The 14,431-nt window shown below is 70.0% G+C and carries 16 protein-coding genes; 6 read left to right on the forward strand and 10 right to left on the reverse strand.

What is annotated here, in order from left to right:
• Positions 1–15: 15 nt before the first annotated feature.
• From OG286_RS06295 to OG286_RS06320, 6 genes are all read left to right on the forward strand, one after another.
• Positions 16–336 carry an NUDIX domain-containing protein gene (locus tag OG286_RS06295; protein ID WP_405364853.1) on the forward strand — a complete coding sequence of 107 codons (321 nt, stop codon included), beginning with the start codon at positions 16–18 and terminating at the stop codon, positions 334–336.
• Positions 333–1,220, forward strand: coding sequence for a phosphotransferase family protein (locus tag OG286_RS06300; RefSeq protein WP_405362784.1), 888 nt, complete (start codon positions 333–335; stop codon positions 1,218–1,220). The genes OG286_RS06295 and OG286_RS06300 overlap by 4 nt, the downstream gene beginning before the upstream one ends.
• A 33-nt stretch (positions 1,221–1,253) precedes the next feature.
• Positions 1,254–1,739: an NUDIX domain-containing protein gene (locus OG286_RS06305; RefSeq protein WP_396323101.1), complete on the forward strand. Its 486-nt coding sequence runs from the start codon at positions 1,254–1,256 to the stop codon at positions 1,737–1,739.
• A gap of 1 nt (position 1,740) precedes the next feature.
• A complete protein-coding gene (locus tag OG286_RS06310; RefSeq protein ID WP_396323102.1) occupies positions 1,741–1,986 on the forward strand; it encodes a hypothetical protein in 246 nt (81 codons plus the stop codon).
• Between the two features lie 35 nt (positions 1,987–2,021).
• Positions 2,022–2,609, forward strand: a complete 588-nt coding sequence (locus OG286_RS06315) for a class I SAM-dependent methyltransferase (protein WP_396323103.1) — start codon at positions 2,022–2,024, stop codon at positions 2,607–2,609.
• Positions 2,610–3,070: 461 nt separating this feature from the next.
• Positions 3,071–3,745: a 4'-phosphopantetheinyl transferase gene (locus OG286_RS06320; RefSeq protein ID WP_405362781.1), complete on the forward strand. Its 675-nt coding sequence runs from the start codon at positions 3,071–3,073 to the stop codon at positions 3,743–3,745.
• A gap of 117 nt (positions 3,746–3,862) precedes the next feature.
• Here OG286_RS06320 and OG286_RS06325 read toward each other — a convergent pair whose 3' ends face one another.
• The 10 genes from OG286_RS06325 to OG286_RS06370 form a co-directional block, all read right to left on the reverse strand.
• Entirely contained in the window at positions 3,863–5,131 is a 1,269-nt protein-coding gene (locus OG286_RS06325) for an acyltransferase family protein (RefSeq protein WP_396323105.1), read from the reverse strand.
• Positions 5,132–5,227: 96 nt separating this feature from the next.
• Entirely contained in the window at positions 5,228–6,136 is a 909-nt protein-coding gene (locus tag OG286_RS06330; RefSeq protein ID WP_396323106.1) for an SDR family NAD(P)-dependent oxidoreductase, read from the reverse strand.
• 49 nt (positions 6,137–6,185) lie between these two features.
• Positions 6,186–7,151 (reverse strand): acyltransferase domain-containing protein, encoded by a 966-nt coding sequence (locus tag OG286_RS06335; protein ID WP_396323107.1) that lies wholly within the window; start codon positions 7,149–7,151, stop codon positions 6,186–6,188.
• Between the two features lie 64 nt (positions 7,152–7,215).
• Entirely contained in the window at positions 7,216–8,472 is a 1,257-nt protein-coding gene (locus OG286_RS06340; protein WP_396323108.1) for a beta-ketoacyl synthase N-terminal-like domain-containing protein, read from the reverse strand.
• On the reverse strand, positions 8,453–8,698 hold the full coding sequence (locus OG286_RS06345) for an acyl carrier protein (RefSeq protein ID WP_396323109.1): 246 nt from the start codon (positions 8,696–8,698) through the stop codon (positions 8,453–8,455). Before OG286_RS06345 ends, OG286_RS06340 begins: the two co-directional genes overlap by 20 nt.
• Before the next feature lie 14 nt (positions 8,699–8,712).
• Positions 8,713–9,456, reverse strand: coding sequence for a polyketide synthase (locus tag OG286_RS06350; RefSeq protein WP_396323110.1), 744 nt, complete (start codon positions 9,454–9,456; stop codon positions 8,713–8,715).
• A 3-nt stretch (positions 9,457–9,459) separates the two neighbouring features.
• Entirely contained in the window at positions 9,460–10,242 is a 783-nt protein-coding gene (locus OG286_RS06355) for an enoyl-CoA hydratase/isomerase (RefSeq protein ID WP_396323111.1), read from the reverse strand.
• Positions 10,230–11,489, reverse strand: a complete 1,260-nt coding sequence (locus OG286_RS06360; RefSeq protein WP_396323112.1) for a hydroxymethylglutaryl-CoA synthase family protein — start codon at positions 11,487–11,489, stop codon at positions 10,230–10,232. Before OG286_RS06360 ends, OG286_RS06355 begins: the two co-directional genes overlap by 13 nt.
• Positions 11,490–11,543: 54 nt before the next feature.
• Entirely contained in the window at positions 11,544–12,644 is a 1,101-nt protein-coding gene (gene fabD, locus OG286_RS06365) for an ACP S-malonyltransferase (RefSeq protein ID WP_405362775.1), read from the reverse strand.
• A gap of 364 nt (positions 12,645–13,008) precedes the next feature.
• Positions 13,009–14,364 (reverse strand): PfaD family polyunsaturated fatty acid/polyketide biosynthesis protein, encoded by a 1,356-nt coding sequence (locus tag OG286_RS06370; protein ID WP_405362773.1) that lies wholly within the window; start codon positions 14,362–14,364, stop codon positions 13,009–13,011.
• Between the last annotated feature and the right edge of the window lie 67 nt (positions 14,365–14,431).

The following is a 14,431-nucleotide window of genomic DNA, read 5'->3' on the forward strand; positions in this document are numbered from 1 at the left end:
AGAACGGCCGGGCACATGGAGCGCGGCGAGCCGGTCACCCGCTCCATGACGCGCGAGGCGGAGGAGGAACTCGGCATCACCATCGCCGAGGACGACCTCGCGCTCGTCCACACCCTGCATCACCTCGACGCCGAAGACGGCCGCAGCCGCCTCCAGCTGTTCTTCCGCCCGACCCGCTACCACGGCCGGCTCCGCAACGCGGAGCCGCACAAGTGCGAGGAACTGCACTGGTGGCCGCTCGACTCGCTGCCGGACGACACCGTCCCCTACACCGCCCACGCGCTCGCCGAGATCACCCGCGGCAGCGCCCTGTCCACCGTCGGGTGGACCCCGTGAGCGCCCCCGACATGCCGGCCGATGTCGACCGGCTGCTGCGCGCGACGACTGGCCGGTACGAGCTGGTGGGCGTGCGGTCCCTCGCCCGCGCCGGCCACCCGGTCGTCTGGGAGGTCGCCGCCGACGACGGGCGCAGGCTGTTCGCCAAGCGCCACAAGAACGCGCTCATGCACCAGCGCGAAACCACCGCCTACCGGATCCTCGCACCAGGGCTCGGCAGCGGCCGGGCACCGGCCCTGCTTTCCGAGGACACCCGGTCGCTGCTCGTCGTCACCTCCGCGCTGCCCGGCACCCCGGTCATCAGCACCGACCTCACCGCCGCCGAGGAGCGGGAGGTGTACCGGCAGGCCGGGCACCTCGCCGCAGTCATCCACGCGCAGCCGACGGCCGGCGCTCCCGTCGGCGAGTACCTGCCCTGGGACCAGGAGCGCGAACGCGCGCTGGCCCGCGCCCGGGAGGCGCGCCTCCCGGAGGAGGACATCACCGTCTTGGCCGAGGCGACCCGCCACGAACCCCCGCGCACGGCGCTCGCCTACTGCCACGGCGACTTCGGCCCTCGGAACTGGATCGTGCGCCGCGAGGACGACCGGCTGCTGCTCGGGGTAATCGACTTCGAGCGCAGCCACGTCGAAGCACCCGCGCGCCGCGACCTGATGCGCCTCACGTGCCAGCTCACCCCCCGTCGCCCCGACCTGCGAGCCGCATTCACCACCGGATACGGGCGCGAACTCACGCCGCAGGAGCGGGCGGCGTGCCGAGCGTGGGCCGCGATCGACTGCCCCGCCGCGCTGCGCTGGGCCATGGGCCACCGCCGGGACGAGGAGGTCCTCGGCTACGCCCGCACCGTCCTCGACCTGCTACGCCACCCGAACCCCGTTGCGTGAACACCCTTTTCCTCACTACCGGTTGGAGTCTCCGTGCAGTCCCTGCGTCAGGCCGTGTGCGTCATCGTCCACGACGAGAAGGCGAGCAAGGTCGCCTGCGTCCACTACGCCAACGATTCCTGGTCCACTGTGCCCGCCTGGACCGTCCCCGGCGGCAAGGCCGAGGAAGGCGAGCGTCTGGACGAGGCCGCCGCCCGCGAGCTGCACGAAGAGTCGGGCCTGGCCGTCGCCCCCGAGGACCTGCGGCTGGTCCACACCATCCAGGTCAAGGCCGGGTGGGACGGCAAGGGCCCGTTCCTGCTCTCGGTCTTCGCCGCGACGTCCTGGCAGGGCGAGCTGACGAACACCGAGCCCGACAAGCACCTCGCCGTCCTCTGGGTGGACGCCGACGCGCTGCCCACCCCGATGTTCCCTACCTCGCACGCCGCCCTCACCGCCTACCTCGCCGGCGACGGGCGGGGGTTCTCCACCTACGGCTGGGACGCCTCGGAGGACCTGCGCGCCCTGGTCGAGGCATGAGATGGCCGGCCGCCACCGCCGCCTGCCCACCGGCAAGCAGGCGGCTCTGCCCGCGGACATCGACTTGCGGCTGCTCGCCATCACCCAGGGCCGCACCGTAACGGACGAAGGCGTCGCAACGCTCCCCGGCGGACGGCACCCGTACGCCTACCGCACGCTCTACCGGCCCGACGGCAGTGTGGACCGGCTGCTGGAGCGCCTGGCTCCCGGTCCGCAGCACCCGCCCGGCCTGCACCACGCCGACTGACCCGTCCGCCGGCGCCCCGACCGAGAGGAGCGGCAGTGTCCGCCGCAGACCACTGGAACGACCACTACAAGCAGGGGAAAGGATTTCGTCCCGTCGCCGAGCCGGAGGTCGACCTGCTCGCCGAGCATCTCGGCCCCGGCAACGGCCGCCGGGCGCTCGACGTGGGCTGCGGCACCGGCGAATACTCCGCCGCCCTCCACGATCTGGGCTTCCAGGTCACGGGGGTCGACTTCTCCGAGGTCGCCGTCGCCACCGCCCAGGACCGGCAGGGAGAGCGCGACGGGCTCGACTTCCGGCTCCTCGACGCTGACCGCGGGGGCCTGGGCCTGCTCCCGGCAGGCGAGTTCGACCTGATCACCTGTCGGCTGTTCCTCCCATTCGTCGACCTCGTGCCGACCGTCGCCTGCGCCCGCCGCCTCCTCGTCCCCGGCGGCCGACTGCTCGTCACTACCCCGGTCGCGAGCGCCGGCGCGCCGGCTGGGAGTCGATCGGTCTGCTGGGGCGGCCCCGAACGGGGCCGCCCCCTTCCGCCATCCCACCAGCAGACGACCGACCGCCGCCGGAGTGACGCCCACCAGTCAGTTCGGGCTTCCGGCCGGACCCGCATCGGCAGACGGTCGTAGAACTCGGCGACCAAGCCATTGTTCCGCCAGCGCCGGAAGAACATGTGGACGCGGTCCCAGCCGGGAAGGGTAGCCACAACTGCCGACCACGAGACCAGTTCGAGCCAACTCCCTTATCAGTCCTTCGAGTTATAGACATCTTCGGGTGTCCGCTTGACTACCGCGAACAGGAAGAACATGGTCTCGGACTCCGCGGCGCTCAGCCCGCCCTCCCGCATCCGGGCCACCAGGCTTCCGGGGCTGGGCCATTCGGCGGAAGATCCGGTTCACGTTCGCTTTGGTCGAGCGTCACGCCGACCGACCGTACGACAGCGCCCGGCCCCGCACCAGGACGCCGCCGCGAGCGGGCGGGCAGCGACCTGCCGTGCCGGCGGGAGAGCCGGGGGTTGACGCCGCTCGACGGCGGGCGGAAGACTCCGGGACGGGTCCGGCCGTGACAACGAGGAGACCGCGGAAGCGTCGTGATCGAGGAACTGATACCCCCGCCCGCCGGTACGGCGCACGCGTTCACCGACCACGAGGCGGCCCTCGCCGCGCTGTACCCGCAGGAGGCCGCCGCCGTCGCGCTCGCCGTGCCGAAGCGGCGGCGGGAGTACGCCACCGTCCGGATGTGCGCGCGGCGGGCGCTGAACGGGGTGGGGGTGCCGGCGGCGCCGCTGGTGGCGGGTCGGCGGGGGGCTCCGCAGTGGCCGGCGGGCGTCGTCGGCAGCATGACCCACTGTGCCGGGTACCGGGCCGCCGCCGTGGGCCGCTCCTCGGACTATCTGGGGCTGGGCATCGATGCCGAGCCCAACGAGCCGCTGCCGGACGACCTGTTGGAGTTCGTCTCCCTGCCCGCGGAACGCGCCCGGCTGCGCGAACTGGCGGCCGCAGCGCCGGACGTCTGCTGGGACCGGCTGCTGTTCAGCGCCAAGGAGGCGGTGTTCAAGACCTGGTATCCGCTGGCGGCGCGCGAACTCGACTTCTCGGAGGCGGAGTTGGGCTTCGATCCGGAGGCGGGTACGTTCTCGGCGCGACTGCTCGTCCCGGGGGTGAGCGCCGGGGGCAGGCACCTGGAGGGGTTCAGCGGCCGGTGGCTCTGCCGCGGCGGTCTCGTCGTCACCGCGATCGCACTGGAGCGACCCACCGGGCAGTGACGGCTCCGGGCGGTGACTCGGCGCGGAGACGGCTCCGGGCCGCTGCCCGTCGGCAGCGGCCCGGAAAGTCGACCGGAGGATCGGCCAGGAGGATCGGCCGGAGACCGGCCAGGAGGATCAGCCCTGGGCCCGGGCCGGGTCGGCGGGCAGGGTCCGCGGGTAGCGCCGGCCGTTGAGCATCTTCCCGATCCAGGTCGAGCGGACCAGGTAGTGGTAGCTCAGGAAGAGGATCGGCAGCGCGACGGCCAGGATGAGCGGGTACTTGAGCGCCCAGTGCACCGGCCAGTTCCGCACCACGACCTGGAGGGCCATCACCAGCGGCATGTGGATGATGTAGATCCAGTACGAGGCGTCCGCGATGTAGCGCCGGACCGGGCTGAAGTCCGCGAAGAAGTGCAGTGCGGCACCGACGAGACCGAGCGTCCAGAGCCAGCCCGCCAGCCCGTAGCCCAGCGCGCAGAGCAGCTTGGTCGTACCGGTGAGCGGCTCCAGTTCGAGGTGGCCGTCGACGGTGACCAGCGAGGACTGCGGGTCGAAGCCGCCGAGGGCGGCCGTGGCGACGGTCACGACGGCCGCGGCGGCGACGTACGCGACCCAGCGGCGGCGCCAGCCCTGGAGGGTCCCGGGGTTCTTCTGCAGGTACCAGCCGAACGAGAACGCGACCGCGTAGCCGACGATGGTCGGCAGCTGCGGCACCAGGTCGGTGTTGGGCGTGGGCAGGCCCTCCCACAGGTGCCACTGGTCGAAGTAGTAGAGGCAGACCGCGACGGGCAGCGCCAGCACGACCGGTTCGAGGCCGCGGGCGCAGACCCAGCCGACTGCCCGCTCCACGGCGCCGGCCTCCGGGGAGGACGCCCCGCCCTTGCGGAACAGGCCGAGCAGCTTGTGCCCGACGAGCACCGCCACGTAGAGCCAGTACAGCACCCAGAGGAACCAGAGGTGCGCCAGCGGGATGGGCACGATCGCCCGGGCCGGGACGAGGCTGGTCACCGGGTCCTTGATCCCGAGCACCACGGCGATCAGGATCACGTTCATCGGTAGCACCAGCAGGGTGCCGAAGAGCAGCGGCAGCAGGATGCGCTTGCTGCGTTCCTTGAAGAACCCGCGCGCCTTCAGCCGCCGGTACTGCATCCGGCCGAAGAAGCCGGCCAGCAGGAAGAAGACCGGCATCCGGAAGAGGTGGATGACGAAGTAGGCGAAGGCGAGCGGCGAACTCGGGGAGTTGTCGACGATCGGCCAGCCGGTGTAGGTGAACCCGGGGATGAAGGCGAGCGTCGCGTGCAGCAGCACACCGAGCAGCAGCGCGAAGCCGCGGAGCGCGTCCAGGCCGTGGTACCGCTCGGAGGGCGCTTTCGGGGGAGCCGCAGCCTGCGCAGGAATGGCCACCGACGGGCTACTACTCTGTTGTTTCATGATTTCCTCGCGGAAGAATCGGTCGCGTCGGACAGTGGAAAGGTGGTACGTGCCGAAGAGAACCCGGCGTTACTTTTCCGGTGCGGCCGATGCGGCGCTCTCCGCACGGCGCGGGCCGCCGGAGGCGGTGCTCCGTCCGAGGTCCTTGAAGTTCTTCGTCGCGATGTTGAGGCAGAACGACGGGGAAATGCGGAAGAGCCACCAGAACAGCTTCCAGAATCCGGGGACGATGATGACGCCCTGGTTCTTGGCGACCGCGTCGAGCGCCTTCTTGGCGAACTCCTCGGGGGAGATGGGCTTCTTCTCCTCCCACATCTCCTTGGTCTGCTCGCCGGTCACGCCCTCGACCTCGCGGCCGTACGCGCCGCCCTCGATGAACGGGGTCCGGATGACGCCCGGGCAGAGCACGCTGACCCGCACGCCGAGCTGCGCGGCCTCCGCGCGCAGGTTGTGCGAGAGGCCGACGACGGCGTGCTTGGTGGTCACGTAGGACGTGGTGCCGGGGCTCGGGACCAGGCCCGCCATGGAGGCGGTGTTCACGATGTGGCCGAAGCCCTGGTCGATCATCACGTTGTACGCGGCCTGGACGCCGTTGACGGTGCCGCCGAGGTTGACGTCGATGACGCGGCGCCAGTCCTCGATCCGGTAGTGCCGGGCACCCGCGCCCATGCCGTGGCTGATGCCGGCGTTGTTGAACAGGTAGTCCAGGCGCCCGGTCCGCGCGACCGTGTCCTTGACCAGCCGGGCGAACTCTGCGTGGTCGGTCACGTCCAGCCGGGCCGCGGTGGCCTTCCCGCCGGCGGCCCTGATCCGGGCGGCCGTCTCCTCGGCCTGCTCCAACTGGAGGTCGGCCAGGACCACCTCGCAGCCGCGGGCGGCGAGGTCCTCCGCCAGTGCGCGGCCGATTCCCGACGCGCCGCCCGTGATGATCGCGGTGGCGTCCTTGTAGATTCTGATTGCGCTGCTCTGCGCTGCCATGACCGGGTTTTCCTCCAGGACTCCGATGATCGGCCTCGGTCCGAGGCCGTCAGCCTCTTGTCGAGGCCGTCTGCTCCTGAAAATCGCTCATCGATTTCAGGTTGTTTCCGAAACGGTTGATGGTGCTGGTCTGCGCAGAGCCGCTGCCCGGCGGAAGGAGGTACTTCACAAAGGTCGCGAGCGTGGCGCTGGGTCCGAGGTCGATGAAGGTCGCATCGGTCTCGGCGGTCATTTTCCCGATGGTCCGCGCGAATTCCACCGGATTTCTCATGGCGGCCCAGATCCCGTCGGCCGTCACGGCGTCGACCGGCCCGGCGGCCGTGGAGGACACGATCGGGATCTGCGGCGGCGCGAAGTCCAGGCCGCCGAGGAGGCCGCGGACCTCCGCCTCGACGGGGTCGATGAGCTCCGTGTGCACGCCCCAGTTCACGGGCAGCCGCTCGCAGAGCACGCCCTCGCGCTTGAGGGCGGCCTGGAGTCCGTCGATCTGCGCGGCGTGCCCGCTGACCACGAAGTTGCCGTCGAAGTTGCGGCCCGTCACCCAGCAGCCGGCGAACAGGGCGGCGTGGGTGTCCAGGAGTTCCGGCGGGCCGACGATCGCCAGCATGCCGGCGCGCGGCGTCCGCTCCGCGAGCAGGTGCGCGAAGTCCACCGCGAAGGAGATGCCGAGCTCCAGCGGGAAGACCTCCGCGACCACGGCCGCGGTGATCTCCCCCAGGCTGTAGCCGAGCAGGAAGTCCGCCCGGTACCCGAGCTCCTGCACGACCCGCGTCAGGCTGTACTCGACGCAGAGCAGCGCGGCGTTGGAGTCCGCGAGCGAGTCGAAGGGGTCGCTCTTCCGGCGGCCGGGGTCGAAGACGGTGTCCAGCAGCGACTTGCCGAGGATCGGCGAGGCGATCTCGTCGCAGTGGTCCAGCCAGAGCCGGTAGCGCGGGTGCTGCTCGTACAGTTCGCGGGTCATGTGGAAGTACTGGGAGCCCTGGCCCGAGTACATGAACACAGTGGGTTTGGTCATCGCCTGTGCTTCCAAGGGGTGTCGGTCGTGGGCGGGACTGCGGCGTTCCGGGGCGCCGCCGCGGTCAGCATTTCCGCAGGCAGATCGCCGAACTGATCCCGCCGAAGCCCATGCTGAGGCTGACGGCCGTCTCGAACGACCAGGGTTCCGCCTGCTCGCGCACCCAGTGGAACGACGGGTCCACCGGGTCGGCCAGGTTGCGGGTGGGGTGCAGCTTCTGCTCGCGCATCTGCAGGAGCGTGGCGACGACCTCCACGGCGCCGGCCGCGCTCAGCCCGTGCCCGGTGATCGACTTGGTGGCGTTGATCCGTGCCCCGGTTAGGCCGCACTCGCGCAGCGCCCGCAGCTCGGTGTCGTCCCCGGTGGGCGATCCGGTGCCGTGCGGGTTGACGTAGTCGACCGCGGACGCCGGGAGGCCGGCCTCCGCCAACGCCGCCCGGACGACGCCGACTTCGCCGTCGAACGAGGGGTTGGGGTTGCGGTTGCCGTCCATCGCGGTGGCGCCGCCGAGGAACCGCGCGTACGGCGCGGGGTGCCGGCGGGCACCCTCCCGCTCGACCACGACCGCGCCGCAGGCCTCGCCGAAGACGAAGCCGTCCCGGCCCCGGTCGAACGGGCGGCAGGCGGCGGCCGGGTCGTCGGCCCAGCGGCTCGACCCCATCGCGCCCATGGCCCGGAACGCCAGGCACTCCCAGTACGAGAGGTCCATCAGCGCGCCCATGGCGATGCAGACGTCCACCTGCCCCGACTGCACCGCCCGCACCGCCTGGAGCACGGCGAGCAGCCCGCTGGCCGAGGCCCCGCCCAGCGTCTGGGCGAAGCCCCGGATCGGGAAGGCCTCGGTGCAGAACCCGCACAGGTCGGTGTCCATGAAGGCCATGCCGTACGTGGGACGCAGGAACTCGGGGCGGTCCGCGTGGCGGGCGTGCAGCTGCGTCAGCTCCCGCTGCTGGACGTTGGACCCGCCGATCACCAGGCCGATGCGGCGCGGGTCGGCGTCGTCCAGTCCGGCCTCGTGCCACGCCTCGTCGAGGGTGGCCAGGGCCACCTGCGAGGAGAGCGAGGCCGTTCGCAGCACCCGCGCCGGGATGGCCGCGGGCGTGGTCAGCGTGGCGATCTCGGCGCCCAGGAAGGCCTGTTCGGCACCGTCCCGGCCGGCCGGGGCAGGCGGCACCTGCCGGCCGGGACGCCGCATCGTGCCGAAGGCGTGGCGGCCGCCGAGGAGTGCGGCGACAAAGTCGTCCTTGCCCTGCCCCACCGCACTGGTGACGCCGAGGCCGGTGACGACGATATCGCGGGTGTCAGGAGTTCGACTTGCCATGGATGAGCCCCGCCAGGTCACCGATGTTCTTCGCGTTCGCCAGCTCGGACAGCGGGATGCTGACCTCCAGCGACTCCAGCGTCATCATGATGATCTCGGCCCGGTCGATGGAGTTGGCGCCGAGGTCCTTCAGCGAGTCCGCCGGGTCGAAGGTGTGCTCCTCCAGCTCCGGGATGACCTCGCGGGTGTGCTCGACGATCAGGTTGAAGACGTCCTGGTTCGACATGGTTGTCGGCTCTCCTAGTACTGGGAGGTGATGAGGTCGCGGACCTCGGGCTGGTGGAAGGTCTTGTCGTGCATGGCCACCTCGCGCTCGATGTAGCGCGGAAGCTCCGCGCGCAGCTCGGCCACCAGGTGGTCCTTGAGCGTGATCAGCGAGAGCCTCGGCTTCTCGGCCAGGGTCTCGGCCAACTCGACGGCGTAGGGAAGCACTTCGGCACGCGGGAGGACGGGGAAGGGAATCCCCCGCTCCTTGAGGTCGCGGCCGTAGTAGGTCTTCGCGGAGAGGAGCATCTCCTCGCCGAGGCTGAAGCCGAGCTTCTTGGGGAGGATCAGCGTCGCCCCCATGCCCGGCGTGAAGCCGTACCGCATGAAGTTGGTGGTGTAGATGCTCTCCTGACTGAGGATCACGAAGTCGGAGAAGAGCCCCATCGCGAAGCCGCCGCCGATGCCGTGGCCCTGCATCGCGGAGATGACGGGAACGGGGCAGTCCAGCGCCAGGCCGTAGATGTCGGAGTCGGTGAAGCTGATCTGCCGGTCCTGGATCTGCAGCAGGCTCTCCTTCCGGCCGCCGCTGGCGAAGTAGGTGCCGTAGCCGGTGAGGATGACCGCCTTGCACCGCTCGTCGGCCTTGACCCTCCCGAAGGCGTCGCTCAGGCCGATGATGAGCTCGTCGGAGAAGGTGTTCTTGTGCTCCTTGTCCTGCATGGTGATCCGGACCACGGAGGGTCCGAGCTGGGTGTAGTCGACGGCTGCGCCCGGCATGCCCTACTCCCCTTCCCAGGGAAACTTCCCTGTGTTCACGTAGCGCGCGATCTTCTGCAGGTTCTCCTGGTCGGAGAACACCTCCCGGTTGGCCTCGACGGCCTTCTCCCGGGAGGGGAGCAGGATGTCGTCGAGGTTGCGCAGGTACTTCTTGTAGCGGGTGATGCCGGTCTTGGGCAGGTACCGCAAGCGCAGGATGTGCTTGCGCAGCAGGTTGCCGCTGTTCTCCTCGCCGGCGTCCACCAGCTGCCATTCCACCGCCTGCCGGGCGGTGAACGGCTGGGTGGTCAGCGTGATGTAGTTGGCCCTGGCCGGGCCGACCTTCCTGATCAGGAACGGCAGGACGCACGCCGGCATGAGGCCGAAGAGCAGCTCCGAGAGGCTGAACACCGACCGTTCCTCGCACACGACGATGTCGCAGGCGGCCACGAAGCCCAGGCCTCCGGCGTTGACCTTGCCGCGGACGTGCGCGATGGAGACGAACGAGCCGAGGGCCAGCGCGAGCCAGAGGTCGTAGAGGGCCTCGGCGTGCGACTTCTCGTGGCCGCCGCTCTCCTGGGAGCCCAGCTCCCGGAAGTCGGCACCCCAGCAGAACACCTCGGGCAGGCCTTCCAGGACGAGGATCTTGGCGTGCTCCTCGCAGTGGCGCACCACGGCGGTGCACTCCTCGACCAGCCGGCGGTTGATCGCGTTGTCGGCGTCGGGCCGGTGGAGCTGGAGGAAGCAGATCTCGTCCTGGAACCTGACCTTGACGGTCTCGAACTCCGCGGTGTTCAGGAGAGCCACTCGTACTCCCGGTGGAACTCGTTGATCCGCTTGAGGAAGAGGAGTTCCTTGCCGAGCGTCTTCCGGGCCTCGGGCACGATGCCGGTGTCGAGCACGACGTTGCGGGTGCCGAACTTCACGGCGTGGTTGGTCCGGAGCAGCATGTCGTACTCGGGCATGCTCAGCTCGTAGCGCTTGTCCAGGTGCTTCTCGATGTCGAAGCGCCGCACGTGGTCCTGGCTCTCCTGGCGGACCACGCCGCTGAAGAACTCCGAGCAGCAGCCGGAGCCGTAGGAGAAGACGCCGACGCGCTGGGGGCTGGAGAGGTCCGCGTTGTCGATGGTGCTGGCGAGCGAAAGCATCGTGGTCGCGCCCATGACGTTGCCGACGCGCTGGCAGTACGTCAGGCCCGGGTGCATCCGGCGCCGGAAGTCCTCCTCGATCGCCGCCGGGCGCGCCTTGACGAACTTGCGCATCAGGTTGCGGTGCGCGCCCTTGATCATCCCGCCGAACGGGGTGTGGAAGGCCAGGTAGCCGAAGCTGTTCACGAAGTCGACGTCGCCGACGCGCCGCTGGTACTCCAGGAAGGCGTTCTCGCAGCAGTCAAGGTAGGAGAGGAGCGAAAGCTCCGCGTTGCCCGCCTCGCTGTCGGCGAGCGGACGGCAGGTGTCCATCACCTCGTGGCCGTAGTAGCCGCTGGCGCCGACGTCGATCTGGAAGACGTTCGGGATGTCGCTGATGAGCATCGCCACGGCGCCGGCGCCGCCGCTCGGCTCGGCGAAGGACCAGTCCTCGGACAGCGCGTCGCCGCCCTCGGCCACCATGAAGCGCGTGATGTCGGTGGCGATGACCAGGGCCTTCGCGCCCGGGGAGGTCTGCGCGAGGATGAAGTTGGCCGCCATCTGCAGGGCCGCCACGCCCGAGTAGCAGGCGTTCTTGATCTCGAAGAGACGACAGTTGCGGTTGAGTCCGAGCAGGCTGTGGAAGTACGTGCTCATGGACTTGCCGAAGTCGAAGGCCGACTCGGTCGCGGTGATGACGAGTTCGATGCGGTCCCGCTCCTCGGGGGACATCGCGTCGATGATGGGCTTCGCCGCGTTGACACCGAACGTCACCGGGTCCTCGTACGGCAGCGCGACGGTCTTCTCCTTCATGAGGAGGTTGTCGAACCTCGCGGTGTCGAGTCCGCGGTGGATCGCCAGCTTCTCCACGTTGACCTGGCAGGTGCCGGCGAAGACGTTCATCGCTTCGATTCCGACGGTCGTCATCTTTTCTCTCCCTGGGGCTTGCTGGACTGCTCGGGCCGGTTCGCTGCGCAGGACCTAGTGGACAGGCTCGATTTCGGTGAGATCGAAGTAGCCCCGGTAGCCGTTCATGTAGACGGCCGGCCGGTGACCGAAGAGGACGGTCGCCTCGGTCGCGGTCCGGAGGTCTCCGTAGTCGCCGGCGGTGGACTTCACGAGGGTCCCGACCGGGTGCGCCTCGTTCCACTGCCGGACCAGGTCCGCCGCCGTCGGGCGCGGCCTCGCCGCCGCCGGCAGCGGCTTGGCGGCGGGCGCCGCGTGCCGGGCCGGGTTCGGGATCTCGCGGCGGATCTTCTTCACCAGCTTGGTGAGGACGTCGCCGTGCCCGATCTCCTCGAACTCCATTCCCTCGTAACCGAGGAGGTGTTCCACGGTGTCGGTCCACCGCACCGAGCTGACGATCTGCTTCGCCAGGTTCTCCTTGACGAGGTCGTTCTCGTACGGCCTACCGGTCACGTTCGAGATGACCGGAATCCGGAGCTCGGAGAAGGGGATGCCGGCGAGGAATTCCGCGAACTCGGCCCGGGCCGGCTCCATGTAGCGGGAGTGGAAGGCACCGCTGGTGTTCAGCGTGACAAAGAGGTGATTGCCCGTCTGGAAGTGCGGCTGCGCGGCCCTGATGTCCTCGACCAGGCCGGAAATCACGATCTGCGACGGCGTGTTGTAGTTCGCCAGGTCGACGGAGGTGAGGCCGTTCTGCTCCAGGACGGTTCTGATCTCCTTCTCGGAGGCGTTCAGGACTGCCGCCATGCCGCCTCCCGTGGCCTGGGCCATCAGCTCGCCGCGCTTCTTCACCAGCCGCAGGCCGGTCTCGAAGTCGAAGCACTCGGCGGCCAGCAGCGCGTTGAACTCGCCGAGGCTGTGACCGGCCACGAAGTCCGGGACCAGGCCGGTCTCCCGGAGCTTGCGGTAGTAGGAGAGGGCGTTGACCACGTAGAGCGCGGGCTGGGTGTACTCGGTCTGCTTGAGCAGGCCTTCGGGGTCCTCCAGGCAGAGGGCCTTGACCGAGTAGCCCAGGATCGAGTCGGCGGCCCGGGTGAGGTCCTCGAACTCGTCGAACAGCGCGCCGCCCATTCCCTTCCGCTGCGATCCCTGCCCGGGGAAGACGTACGTCCGCATGGAGAACCCTTTCTCGTCTTTCGGTGTGTTGGCGATGCTTGCTCGACCGCTCGACCGCTCGACCGCTCGACTGCTCGTGCTGCGATGAATGTGGTGCGCCGGGGCGCCGAGCGCGCTGCCCCCTTACCGGCCCGTCCCGGAAAATGCCCGCGGCTCCCCGTGCTTCTCGCCGGCCGGCACCTCGTCCCGCCCCGCTCGACCGTGTACCACCGGTCGCCGGATGACGCGACATCAGCCTTTGTGCCCCCCCTTGGTCACCGACCGTGACGGATAATCAGATCATAGTGCCTGGCCGCACGGGGTGACCAGTGTGACGATCCCCATCGACCGTCGCGCGGGGGCCGACGGTCCACCACCCCGGCCCTCAGGCCAGGGCGTTCAGACGCTGCGTCAGAATCTCGGCGGCCTCCCGCATGAGCCCGGCCGCCATCCGGTCCACGTGCCGGTTGCGCCAGCTCTCCTGCGGCGTCCCCTTCGCCCACTGGTTGAAGGAGCCGAGCGCCGGGCCGGTGTGCACCTGGACGTTCGCCGGGTCGCGCTCCGGGTCCGAGAAGGACAGCCGGCTGGTGTAGCCGTAGTACCAGCGGAAGATCAGCGCCATCTTCCGCTTCGGGGTGCGCTCGGCCCGCCCGATCTCCGCCACCCGGCCCGTCCGCTCCAGATGCTCCCTGGTCTCCCGCCAGACCTCGTCCACGCTCCGTTTGAAGTACGTGTCCTGGATCTGCCGCCGGGTGCCCTCCGGGATCGCGTCCCAGGAGTCGTACGTCCGGTAGAGCGCGAAGAGCTTGTTGGCCCGGGCCGGAAAGAGCACGCCCTTCTTCAGCACCTGGACCAGCGCGCCGATCTCGAACATGTCACCGGCCGGACAGTAGTCGGTGTCCTGGACGTCGATTCCCTGCAACCGGTCCTTCACCGCGTCGGTGATCCCGGCCTCCACCGTGCACTGGTTGATCGAACCGGTCATCACGAAGTCCGCGCCCATGGTGAAGGCCGCGGCCACCGCCTGCGGGGTGCCGATCCCGCCCGCGGACCCGAGGCGGATCGCCTCGGCATAGCCGAACTCCCGCGTCAGGTCGCGGCGGAGGCCCTGCATCGACGGCAGCAGCACGGTGGGCACGCCGCGGTCGGTGTGGCCACCCGAATCCGCCTCGATGCAGAGGTCCTGGGCCACCGGGATGCCCCGGGCCAGCTCCGCCTGCTCGGGCGTGACCCGGCCCTCGGCCAGCAGCCCCGCGACGATCTCCGCGGGCGCGGGCCGCATGAACTCCCGGGCCACCTCCGGCCGGGAGACCTTCGCCAGGATCCGGTTGCCGCGCACGACGGTGCCGTCGGGCGCCCGGCGCAGCCCGCTCAGGTGGTACCGGACCAGGGCCGGCGTCACCTTGACGAAGGCCGAGGCCTCGACGAAGCGGACGCCCTCGCCGATCAGCAGCTCGACGTTGGCCGTCTCCCGCGCCGGGTCCTGAAGGTTGCAGAGCAGGTTGACGCCGAACGGCCGGTCCGGCGCCAGCTCCCGGCGGATGTGGGCGATGTCGCCCCGCACCCGGTCGTGGCTCAGGCCCGCCGCACCGAGGAAGCCCATGAAGCCGCTGCGCCCCATGGCGACCACCAGCTCCTTCGAGGCGATTCCCCGGTACATCGATCCCGACAGATACGCGTAGTCGACTCCGAAGTCCCTGCGGAAGGGCTCGCTCCCGAGCCTCCGTGCCACCCTGTCCATGCAGCCCCCTGCTCGACGGCCGGGAGCCGGCCGCCCCCCGCTTCCGGGAGGCGGCCGCCCCGCCCAC

This window comes from Kitasatospora sp. NBC_00039 (genome assembly GCF_045160625.1).
In the GTDB taxonomy this organism is placed as follows: Bacteria; Actinomycetota; Actinomycetes; order Streptomycetales; family Streptomycetaceae; genus Kitasatospora.